General features: G+C 38.0%; 7 protein-coding genes. 5 read left to right on the plus strand and 2 right to left on the minus strand.

Going from position 1 to position 12085, the window contains the following annotated elements; all coding sequences use genetic code 11:
• Positions 1–27: 27 nt before the first annotated feature.
• From ACWPWS_RS20940 to msrA, 5 genes are all read left to right on the plus strand, one after another.
• Positions 28–1227: a PepSY-associated TM helix domain-containing protein gene (locus ACWPWS_RS20940; protein WP_454047784.1), complete on the plus strand. Its 1200-nt coding sequence runs from the start codon at positions 28–30 to the stop codon at positions 1225–1227.
• Positions 1227–3341 carry a TonB-dependent receptor gene (locus ACWPWS_RS20945; protein ID WP_454047785.1) on the plus strand — a complete coding sequence of 705 codons (2115 nt, stop codon included), beginning with the start codon at positions 1227–1229 and terminating at the stop codon, positions 3339–3341. The genes ACWPWS_RS20940 and ACWPWS_RS20945 overlap by 1 nt, the downstream gene beginning before the upstream one ends.
• 51 nt (positions 3342–3392) lie before the next feature.
• Positions 3393–4604, plus strand: a complete 1212-nt coding sequence (locus tag ACWPWS_RS20950; protein WP_454047786.1) for a PepSY-associated TM helix domain-containing protein — start codon at positions 3393–3395, stop codon at positions 4602–4604.
• 79 nt (positions 4605–4683) lie between these two features.
• Positions 4684–5652: an ROK family protein gene (locus ACWPWS_RS20955; protein WP_105682818.1), complete on the plus strand. Its 969-nt coding sequence runs from the start codon at positions 4684–4686 to the stop codon at positions 5650–5652.
• A gap of 534 nt (positions 5653–6186) precedes the next feature.
• The gene (gene msrA / locus ACWPWS_RS20960) at positions 6187–6741 is read left to right on the plus strand and encodes a peptide-methionine (S)-S-oxide reductase MsrA (RefSeq protein WP_454047787.1); all 555 of its coding nucleotides are present in this window, start codon (positions 6187–6189) and stop codon (positions 6739–6741) included.
• A 199-nt stretch (positions 6742–6940) separates the two neighbouring features.
• On the opposite strand, the gene ACWPWS_RS20965 is transcribed toward msrA, so the two are convergent.
• Positions 6941–8701 (minus strand): RagB/SusD family nutrient uptake outer membrane protein, encoded by a 1761-nt coding sequence (locus ACWPWS_RS20965; RefSeq protein WP_454047788.1) that lies wholly within the window; start codon positions 8699–8701, stop codon positions 6941–6943.
• A gap of 13 nt (positions 8702–8714) precedes the next feature.
• Positions 8715–11759: a SusC/RagA family TonB-linked outer membrane protein gene (locus ACWPWS_RS20970; RefSeq protein WP_454047789.1), complete on the minus strand. Its 3045-nt coding sequence runs from the start codon at positions 11757–11759 to the stop codon at positions 8715–8717.
• Between the last annotated feature and the right edge of the window lie 326 nt (positions 11760–12085).

Below are 12085 nucleotides of genomic sequence, written 5' to 3' on the forward strand. Positions count from 1 at the left end.
AGCCCCTCATGGGGTTAACTTTTTGCTATGAGAAAAAAGCATCACCATAAAAAGAAAGCTTCTTCAAAAAAATGGTCCGCAAAACTCCATTTGTGGTTTGGCCTGTCTGTTGGTATCATTGTATTTATAGTCTCTCTTTCTGGGACTTTATATGTTTTTAAGGACGAAATACAAAACAGCCTGCGTAAAGAAGCTATTTACCTGAAGAAAGAGGATATTGGGAAAAAACCATTGTCTATCAATCTGCTCCGTGAAAAAGTATCCTTAGAACTTAATGAAAAATATCCTGTAAGCGCTGTAGAAATTCCTTTAGACAAAACAAAGTCCTATCAGTTTGAATATTATGACAAAAGCAAAAAGGGATGGAACTATTTTCAGCAGGTGCGCATCAACAAACTGGTTTATATAAATCAGTATACCGGAGAAATCCTTGCGGTATATAATGAGAAATATGATGTATTCAGTATTCTGAAATATCTCCATTGGGGACTTCTGCTCAACTCAGAGTGGGGACCATATACGGTAGGAATTCCAACCGTTCTTTTTATCATTATGCTGATTACAGGAATCATTTTATGGTGGCCTAAAAATAAAAACGCCAGAAAAGGACGTTTCTGGTTCAATTGGGAAAATGTAAAAAACTGGAAACGTAAAAATTATGATCTTCATAATATTCTGGGATTCTATGCATCATTTATTGCTCTTCTTCTAAGTGTAACGGGGCTTTATTTTGCCTATCCCTATGTAAAAAACACGTTTACTTTCACCTTATCTGGTTCATGGGAACTTCCAAAAGAAAAGGAAAGAAAATCCCCGGACTCATTGATGGCAAAGAATGAAGCTGTTTTTGATCTCGCTGCAGCACAGACTGAAAAACTGTATGCAAAATCATCCAGCTTCAGAATTACTTTAAATGGAAAGAATAAAAAAGGAAAAGAACTGAAAAACCTTCCGGTAACAGTTTACGGACTGGATGGAAGATACAGTGAAAGAAACATCCTGAACTTCGACAAATACTCAGGAAAACTACTGGCCAACAAACCTCATCACAAACTCAATACCGCCGAGAAATATTCCAACGCCAATTATGATATCCATACCGGATCCTACTTCGGAATCATTGGAAAGATCATTTGGTTTATTGCCGGCCTTACGTGTACATCACTCCCTGTAACCGGATTCCTGGTTTGGTGGGGAAAAAGAAAGAAAAAAGGAAAGAAAATATAATGAAAAAAGCGCTTTTATCAGCTGCCTGCTTAGGAACTACTACCGTTTTTGCCCAGGTAAAAGATTCTTTACAAACCAAAAATGTGGACGAGGTTGTTATGACTGCCTCCAGAAAAAAGGAAAACATCAAAGAAGTTCCAAGCTCTATCACAGTGGTAGGAGAAAAACAGATTCAGTCTCAACTGACTGTTAACTCAGATATTACAAGCATCCTGCAGTATACGGTTCCCAGTTTAGGAACCAATTCAGGACAGACTTCCAACACGGGACAGACGTTAAGAGGTCGTCAGGTTCTGGTTTTGATTGATGGTATTCCACAGTCTACGCCACTTCGTAACGGAGCCAGAGACTTAAGGACTATTGATCCTTCGGCCATCGAAAGAATTGAAGTCATCAAAGGAGCATCTTCCATCTATGGAAACGGAGCAGATGGTGGGATTATCAATTATATTACAAAAAGAAACAAAACAGATAAAAAGATCTCCGGAATTTCTCAGATTGGTTTTACCGGACAGCCTTACGGTGGTACGTTAGGAGTAAGAGCCAGCCAGCTTTTAACCGGAAAGATCAAGAAATTTGATTATACCCTTTCACTAGCCTACGAAAGAACAGGATATACAAAAGACGGAGACGGCGTTTTGATAAGCCCTACTTATAGTATTGCCAAGATGGACAATTACAATGGCTTACTGAAAATAGGGTATGATATCAACGAGAATCAAAGAATTGAAGCATCTTACATTGGTTATTCTTCAAGATCAGACCTGAATGTAGGACTTAAAACAGGAAAATACGGCATCACCCCTACCATTGGCGAAGGAATTGGAAAAGGGCTGGAAACAACGCCTCAGGGAACTCCGAAAAACCATAACATCAGAGTGAGCTATGACAATAAAAACCTGTTTGCAGGAACCTCGTTAAATATCAATCTTTATTATCAGGATTTCAAAACTGTTTACGGATATAGCGATACCTTTTTCAATGGCGGACAGTCTAATGTGATTTCAAAAAAAGCAGGGGCCAGATTCAATTTGGATACCCAGCTTTGGAACTCAGCCAACTCTCAGGGAGAAATTATCTACGGAGCTGATATTCTGAATGATGAAACGGTACAAAAACTGGAAGACGGACGTTTCTGGACTCCCAATATGAATATGACCAATATTGCCCCTTTCGTCTTGGCAAAAATTGATCTGTTCAAAAAATTAACCATCAAAGGAGGCCTTCGTTACGAAAACATCAAAGTCAATGTAGATGATTTCAATACCCTTTCTACCCTTAAAAGTGACGGAACTTTCACCAAAAGTATTCCTGTAGCCGGCGGAAAACTGAGCTATAATGCTTTGGTAGGAAATATTGGTGTCCGTTATAATATTGAGCCTTATATCAACCTTTTCGGAAGCTTCTCTCAGGCCTACTCTATCAATGAATTAGGAAGAATTCTGAGAACCTCAACTTCTGAGACCATCAAAAACCTGGAAACAAAACCCATTATTGTAAACAATTACGAATTAGGTGCTACAGGACAGCTTTCCAGCTGGCTTAACTATGAATTAACTTCTTATGTGAGTACTTCTAAACTAGGAGCATCATTCGTACAAAGTCCGGACAGAGCATTGATGATTCAGAGATCTCCTGAAATTGTATATGGTGTTGAAGGATTTTTACATTTCACCCCTACAAAATGGATTCAGTTTGGGGGAAGCTACAGCTGGATGGAAGGGATCACTTCCATAAAAGATGACGGTGATTACTCTGCAAAAATCAACAACAGCAGAATTTCTGCCCCTAAAGTATTAGCATATGTTCAGGCGAAACCTATCCCTACTCTATCAATTGGTCTTGATATGCTTCACTCTTTCCAGCAAAACAGATTCGAGCCTAATGCGAAAACAGGATTGTTTGCGTATGGTGAAGGATATGTTCCTGAATATACTGTTTTCAACTTCAAATCAAGTTATGAAGTTAGCAACAACTGGAGACTGTCATTAGGTATTGAAAACTTATTCAACAAAGTATACCAACCTGCCATTTCATGGTGGACAGCAAGAGACAGTGACTTCACGAATGCTCTTGGATTGAGAGGAACATTCATGATTGAGTATAAATTTTAATTAAACTAAATAAAAAGCAAAGCATATCTTTGCTTTACTTTTTACTGCTATATGAAGAAAAACCATCATCATAAAAAGAAACCAGGCTTTTTCAAAAAATGGTCTGCCAAACTGCATCTTTGGTTCGGATTGGGAATAGGGTTTCTGATCTTTATTATCTCTGTTACCGGAGCATTGTACGTTTTTAAGGATGAAGTGGAAAACATCACCCGAAAAGATGTCATCTACCATCAGGAGCAAAATATTGAACACAAACAGGTACTTCCCATCAGAGTGATGGAAAAAGCTGTCGCAGAACAGGTGAAAGAAAAATATCCGATTCACTGGGTAAATATTCCTATTGACAAAAAGATGTCCTATATGTTCTTCTGGTATGAGCATAATACGGATGCCTGGAACTATTTTGATGAGTTCCCTATCTATAAACAAGCTTATGTAAACCCATACACAGGGAAAGTACTGAGGGTTTATGATGAGAAAAACGGATTCTTCAATATTGTAAAAATGATCCACTGGAGCTACCTTTTGAAACAGGACTGGGGAACCTATGTAGTAGGAATTCCTGTTATCATTTTTATCATTATGCTGATCTCCGGGATTATTTTATGGTGGCCAAAGAACAAAGCAGCAAGAAAACAACGTTTTGCCTTCAAATGGAAAAATATCAAAAGCTGGAAACGAAAAAATTATGACCTTCATAATGTCTTAGGATTTTATGCATCCATATTCGCTTTAATCTTCTCTATTACCGGATTATTCTATGCATTCTTTGTGGTGCAAGCGATGATCTACGTGATATTTTCCGGTGGAGAAACAAAGTATCCAGACTTTTCCCACATTAAAACAAAAGCTCCTATCGAGCTCAGAACAGAAGGAACACTGGATAAAATCATCAATACCGTAACGGAAAAATATCCTGACTCTTATGGTTTTGCCATAGATTTAGGTCATCCACACATGGATGATCACGAACATCCTAACTTTGAAGTGTATGTGAAACATCTTTCTTATTCTTATCATAAAAGCAGCAGCTTGATCTTTGATGAAAACTCAGGAGAATTGCTGCACACTCATGATCCAAAAGATAAAAACTTTGGGGAAAAAGTAGTAAGTGCCAATTATGATATCCACGTAGGGGCTATTTTAGGACTTCCTACCAAGATTATTGCTTTTATTGTGAGTATTATCTGCGCCTCTCTTCCGGTTACCGGATTTATGATCTGGTGGGGAAGAAAAAAGAAAAAAACGCCAAAAACAGTTTAAAATATTAAATAAAACGGAGTTAATAATCCATTAATACAATCTTTTTTATAATTTTAGCCCTTAGAATTTAATAATAGAAATGTCATTAATAGATTTATCAAAACAAGTTGCCCTTGGAGTTGACATCGGCGGAACCAATACTAAATTCGGAATTGTAAACCACCGTGGGGAAGTTCTGGATAAAGGAAATCTGAGAACTGATGCCTATGAAAAAGTAGAAGATTTCATTGATGCTTTATATGAACATGTTCGTCCAATGATGGAAAAGTATGGTACTGAAGCACACTTTGACGGAATCGGAGTAGGCGCTCCCAATGCAAACTATTACAAAGGAACCATAGAGCTTGCCCCTAACCTTCCATGGAAAGGCGTAATTCCTTTCGCTGAGCTGATGACGGCAAAATTCAATCTGCCTTGTACAGTAACCAATGATGCCAATGCTGCAGCGCTGGGAGAAATGCTTTTCGGAGCAGCAAGAGGAATGAAAGATTTTATCATGATTACCCTAGGAACAGGAGTAGGCAGTGGAATTATCGCTAATGGAAGCTTAATCTATGGACATGACGGGTTTGCCGGAGAATTAGGACATACGATTGTAAAACCAGGCGGAAGAAAGCACTGGAGCACAGGTTCTGAAGGAAGTCTTGAAGCTTATGCATCTGCCACAGGAATTACCATTACAGCAAAGAAAATGAGAGCCGAATTTCCGGAATCTATGCTGAACCAATATCCTGAAGACGAGATCAATTCTAAAACAGTATACGAATGTGCGATCAAAGAAGACCCGATTGCTATTGAGGTTTTCAGATATACAGGTCAGAAGCTGGGTGAGGCTATAGCCAATTTTGTAATGTTCTCTTCCCCTGAAGCTATTCTTCTATTTGGAGGAGTGATCAAGGCGGGAGACTTTATCCTAAAGCCAGCTAAGCTTCATATGGAAAGAAATCTTCTTCCGATTTTCCGAAATAAAGTAAAACTGGTATTCAGTGAACTTGACGAAGCAGACGCAGCTATTCTTGGTGCAAGTGCTTTGGTTTGGGAAAAATAACTGAAATCTTTTTTAATAATATAGAGCATCCTTTTTTAGGGTGCTTTTGTTTTTCCCACAGATTACGCAGATTTTCCCAGAGGATTTCGCTTTATTTTCCTTGTGCTTATTTGTGAAAACATTGGTGCTATTCGTGTTTAAAATTAAATGCTTCGACTCAGCTCAGCATGACATTGCTAATACTAACCGCTTTAAAATATTCTGCGAAGATTCAATCAGAGAAATTGCATTCTATTTTCCTTGTGCTTATTTGTGAAAGCATTTGTGCTATTCGTGTTTAAAATTAAAATGCTTTAGCTCAGCATGACATTGCTAATACTAACCGTTTTAAAATATTTCGGAGATTATCTCTTTGGTTTTATCCTATATGTATTCATAAAATGGTTAATAATCGTGTTTAAAATCATTTGTCACATCTATCATTGTAATTTGAGTTTAAGCGGTAAAATCATGTTTAAATGAAAAAGTTTTTCATATTTTTGATCAGCTTTTTCCGGATCTGGAAAAAATAATAAAACAATATAATTACCAAAAATGGACAACAATAATTTAGACCAGATTACTTTCGGTGGCGGATGTTTCTGGTGTGTAGAAAGCTGTTTCAATATGCTGAAAGGGGTACAGTCTGCTATTTCAGGATATTCAGGAGGGCATAAAGACAATCCTACTTATCAGGAAGTTTGTACAGGAGAAACAGGACATGCAGAAGTGGTACAGATCACGTATGATCCGGCAATTATTTCTTATGAACAATTGATGGATGTATTTTTCTTTTTACATGATCCTACTCAATTAAACAGACAGGGAAATGATATCGGAACCCAATACCGTTCTGTAATTTATTATAAAGATGATGCTGAGAAAGCAAAGGCTGAGGAAGCTATTAAAGTATCTCAGGAATCAGGAAGATGGGCTGGAACGTATGTAACAGAATTAACCCAATTCGACAAATTCTGGCCGGCAGAACAATATCATCAGGGATATTATAATGAAAACCCAACACAGCCTTATTGCAGTGCTGTGGTAGGTCCTAAAATCCAGAAATTCAAAAAGCATTTCGGGGAACTGGGAATGCTGAATGTGGAGTAAAACCTGAAGTCTTTTAAGTTTTGGCTAAAGCCAGATGAATGTTTGATATTTTGTTAAACGGGCTAAAGCCCGTTCATATTGATAGTTAATATCATTATCAGAATTTTAGCAGGATATTTACAAACCCATATAAAATAACAGAAGCGAAGAGGAAATCTCTTCGCTTCTTGTTTGCACAAAAATTGTTTATATAAAGAAACTAGTATCCTGGATTTTGGGTAAAATCTTTTGAGGCATCAATGGTTGCCTGAGGAATCGGGAAAATCCTCCTGTAAGGCAGAGAAGCCGATTTGGCTGTTCCCGGTAAATCAAACTTCTTGAAGCGGATCATGGCCTTTCTTCTGTACATTTCCCAATACAGCTCATATCCTGATTCTTTAAACAGTGTATTCTCATCCAAAGAAGCAATGGCAACTCCCGGAGCATTGTTCTTTAAAGCATCATTCGTTCTGCTTGTTCTCAGCTTATTCACATCCGCCAACGCTGCAGCTAGGTTTCCACTTCTTAAGTACGCTTCTGCTCTCATCATATAGATGGTTCCTAATCTGTACAAGGGTACATCCATTCCGCTTGTTCCGTTATTTCCATATCCCGGATCGAATTCAAACTTAAAGTTTCTTACTCCTCTGTTGATCTGAGCCTGAGTAAATACAGATTCAGAAGGGTTATCAAAATTCAGCTCAGGAGTGAAGTCTGCGGCAAGTGTTGTATTTTTTTCTGTAAATAATTTATACACTTTAATTCTTCCGTCTGAAGTCATATCAAAATTTCCGTCTGCAAGAATCTTAGGCCCATATTGCTGTCCCACCTGCAGCCCTCTGTTGAAATGAAACCATGGTTTTCCTGTACCTTCCACTTTACTGGATGAAGGTACACTTACATCTGTTCCGTCATTTCTGAACCATGTTCCATCCGTATACTGATAAGATCTCTGAAAGCGTGGGTCATCATGATTCCCGTTCCAGGAATAATAGAATTCCGGGGTAATACACGATGCATTGGTTCCTCTGTTATCAGGGGATGGCTTCTGAATTCTTTCCATAGACATATATGCCAGGTCATTATCTGAAGCTTTATCTGTATTTTTTTTCTGAACGATGGAGAAAATCATCTCCTTGCTTGTATCATTATTGATATCAAAATTGTGGAAATAATTGGATTCCAGACTGAAATTCGGATTGTTAATCAATAGATTGGAATATTCAATTACTTTATCCATATCTGTTCCTGAACCACTCACCGCCTGTTCCAAAAAGTTGAATGATCCTGCCGTTTTATTCTTCAAAACCGCTCTGTTCAGGTACATATCTGCAAGGAATGCATACGCTGCCTGTTTGGTAAATCTTCCGGCGTGAGTATTCTGGGTCTTAATATCTGCCAGATTGGGAATAAGTCCTTCTACTTCAGTAATCAAAGCATCAATAGTAGTTTCTGCTTTTCGGATTTGAATAGGAGCATTTATATTACCCGGATCTCTGTAAGGAGCCTGCCCGAAAAGATCAATTGTGGTATAAGTATAATAGGCTAATAATCCTTTTGCTTCCGCTAAAAATAAGGCTCTGTTTGTACTGTTACTTTTTTCAATACTTGAGATGGCCGTCAGAGACTTTGTAATCCCGAAGTTCAGAGAATTCCAGGTTGTTTTTACCACATCATTGCTTGCATCCCATGTGAATTCGTGCATGGCTCTCCATTTTCCTCCATCACCCCAGTCACTTCCTCTTGTGGGTAATAAAGCTTCATCAGTAGAATATTCCTGTAAAGCAAAAACATTTCCGTGATCTACAAAAGTTCCGTCTCCCAGCTGTCCGTAAGCAGCAGCAAGAGCCGCTTCAGGATCGGCCGTTTCAGAGCCCAAAACCTCATCAATTACTTTTTCATCCAGATTGGTACATCCCATTAAAGACAGTACAGCAAAGGATAAAATAATGGTATTTATATTTAAAAATTTAGATTTCATGATTTCTTTTCAATTAAAATTTAACAGTAGCTCCCAAAATGAAAGTCTTGGCAGACGGATAGGTTGTATAGTCGATTCCCAGAGACTGATTTCCACTCACCTGTTTGTTCGTATCCACCAATGGATCATATCCGGAATAGCTTGTAAGGGTCAACAGGTTTTGTGCGCTTACATAAAGATTGATACTTCTCAAAAACTTCAGCTGGCTGGTATCGAAAGTGTATCCCAATCTTACATTATTCAATCGTATAAAATCTGATTTTTCAAGATAAAGGGATGATAATTGAGGCTGATTGGTAAAGTTGGCTCCGGATTCGTAGAAGTTTTTCAATACGTTTCTGTCTGACGCTAAGTTGTTGATATTTAAATCCAATGCCGTATTATTCACCAGGTAACCACCCGTTTGCCCAATGAAAGAGAATGAGAAATCAAACTTCTTGTACTTCATGTAAGAATTAATCCCGAAAGTGAAATTCGGAATCGCTCCTTCAAAGATCTTTCTGTCATTCTGATCAATTCTTCCATCTGCATTTACATCTTCATAGATATATTTTCCGTTGGCATCTACTCCCAAATAATTCAACATATAGAAAGATCCTGCTTCATAGCCGTTTCTGTAAATATTGGCCGTAACTCCTGAAAGTCCGGGCCCGGATACTTCCCCCGAATAGATAGCAGAAACCGGAAGATCTTTTACCACGTTATTCACTGTCGCTCCATTGACATCAAAGTTCCAGGTAAAGTTTTGTGTTTTGATGATTTCTGAACCTAACGAAAATTCAAATCCTTTGTTTACAATCTTTGCATCTACATTTTTCCATACTGTACTTGTGGGACTTAACGGTCTGGAAGGAATATTCAGAATCGGATCTTTGGTTATTTTGTTGTAATATTCCAATGATCCATACAACTTGTTTCTCCACAAGCTAAAGTCTGCTCCAATATTGGTCTGCTCCACCACTTCCCATTTCAGATCAGGATTAGGGGTTCTGTTGATCACTACTCCATTGATCAGGTTCAGATTATCATACAAATAATATCCTCCGGATGGTGACAGTGAGGAGCTTGCCTGAGTGATTTTATTCGGAACTTCCTGGTTACCGGTTTGTCCCCAGCTTCCTCTTAATTTTAATTCGTTGATGATCTGAGAGTCTTTCAGAAAATTTTCATTAGAAACCGTCCAGCCTACGGCAACAGAAGGGAAATACCCGTATTTGTTGTTTTGACCAAAACGCGTAGAACCATCAGCTCTTAATGAAGCCGTTAGTAAATATTTTTTATCAAAATTATAGTTTACTCTTCCGAAATAAGATTGTAATTCATTCTCCTGAGCATATCCTGCTGCCGGAATAAAGGCTTCACCAGAGTAACCAGGATTAATTTCAGGTGGAATTCCCGCTCCCTGATTCGCAATATTTTTCACCCCGAAATACGTTCCTGTAGTTTTGAATTTCTGATAGGAGAAACCACCTAACAAGCTGAAATTATGTTTATTTAAACTAAGATCGTAGGTTAAGTAATGTTCCAAAAGTACATTATAAGAATCAAGATTTGCCTGAACATACATTCCTTTCGGAGTTCTGTCTGTAATGTTTGGGTACATCGTTGTATTTCTCTCAGACATCGTTTTATCAATCCCTAAGTTGAACTTATAATTCAATCCGGGTAAGATTCTCAATGTGGCTTCTGTATTTCCTAATACTCTGAAAGTATTGGTTTTATCGTTATAAACACTCAGGAGATACAAAGGATTGTAATGAGCATTCATATTAAAATTAGTATAATTTCCGTTTTGATCATACACGGAACGCGTAGGATTCGCCATCAAAGCATGGATAATCACCTGACCGTCAGAACCTGCATTGGCTCCGTTCGGGATTCCCGTTTCTTTGATGTCACTTGCCGTAAGATTAAGTTTAATTTTTAATCTTTTATTATCAAAAAATGATTCTTCTGCATTCAAACGGGCCGTTGTTCTTTTGAAACCACTGTTCAGAATGATACCATCCTGATCCATGTGAGAAATGGACGCAAAATAATTTCCGGTTTCCGTAGATTTTGAAAAAGATACTGAATGATTGGAAGAGACTGCATTTCTGAAGATTTCATCCTGCCAGTCTGTATTTCCCCCATGGTCATATAATTTGTTGATTCCTGCAGACCTATATTCATCAGCAGTCATCAGGTCTAATTTTTTAATCACTGAAGAAAAACCTAAATACGTATCATAGGTAAACAATGGTTCTCCTTTTCTTCCTCTTTTCGTTGTTACCAAAACAACACCGTTTGAACCTCTTGCACCGTAGATTGCAGCAGCGGAAGCATCTTTCAAAACCGTAATAGATTCAATATCACTGGTATTTAAAAAGTTTAACGGGTTCTTGGCCTGTGCATTTCCTAACCCGATATTCGGGCCAGTAGCACTTACGGCATCGTTACTCAAAGGAACTCCATCTACAACGAATAAAGGAGTACTCCCGCTTCGGATAGAACCTATCCCTCTGATGGACACATTTACTCCGGCTCCCGGCTCTCCACTCGACTGGACAATACGGACACCCGCAATTTTCCCCTGCATCAGGTTGTCAACGGAAATGTTCATTCCTTCTTTAAAATTCTCAGCTTTTAGCTGACTTACGGCTCCCGTTAAATCAGATTTCTTCTGGGAACCATATCCTACCAGTGTTACTTCTTCGATGGATGTTGATTCTTTTTTAGTTTCTAATTGTACAGCAACTGAAGTACTGGAGATTTTCACCATCTGGATTCCATATCCTTCATAAGAAACAGATAAGGTTTGTCCGATACTGGCTGAAATGGTAAAGTTTCCCGATGTGTCAGTAGAAGCAGTTTCTCCGGTTTCTACAACCGTGATTTTGGCGCCTTCAACAGCAGCTCCTTTCTGATCCGTCACCGTTCCGGAAATGGTTTCGTTTACCTGCGAAAAGGCAGGATAGTTTGAAGTAAATCCTTTGGCATCAGCTTGGCTTGTCACCAAAAAAATTAATGCAATCGGAATTAGCTTTTTAAACTTAAAAAAATTAATTTTGTGGTACATATCAATAAGTAAAGTAATTGCAAGACGTTACATTGCTTATCTAAAAGCCGTTGTTGTTCCCGCAACAGTGGTTTTCTTTTCAGGCAACGGGTTAGTTTTTATTTCGGCATACAAAGTAAAAGGATCTCCCACAAATCTATTTTAACATAATATTATCTTAAAGTCAACAAAATATAAATATCTCACTTTGAGAGAATAGAAATCAACTAAATATCAGCTGTTTATACACGTCTATTTTTCCAACATTCACAGAATTTTAAAAATTACTTAACATAATATATAAATCATCTCCTGCAAAGAGTGAGTAATTTCGTATTCAAAATGTA

It is taken from the genome of Chryseobacterium sp. Marseille-Q8038, assembly GCF_965111995.1.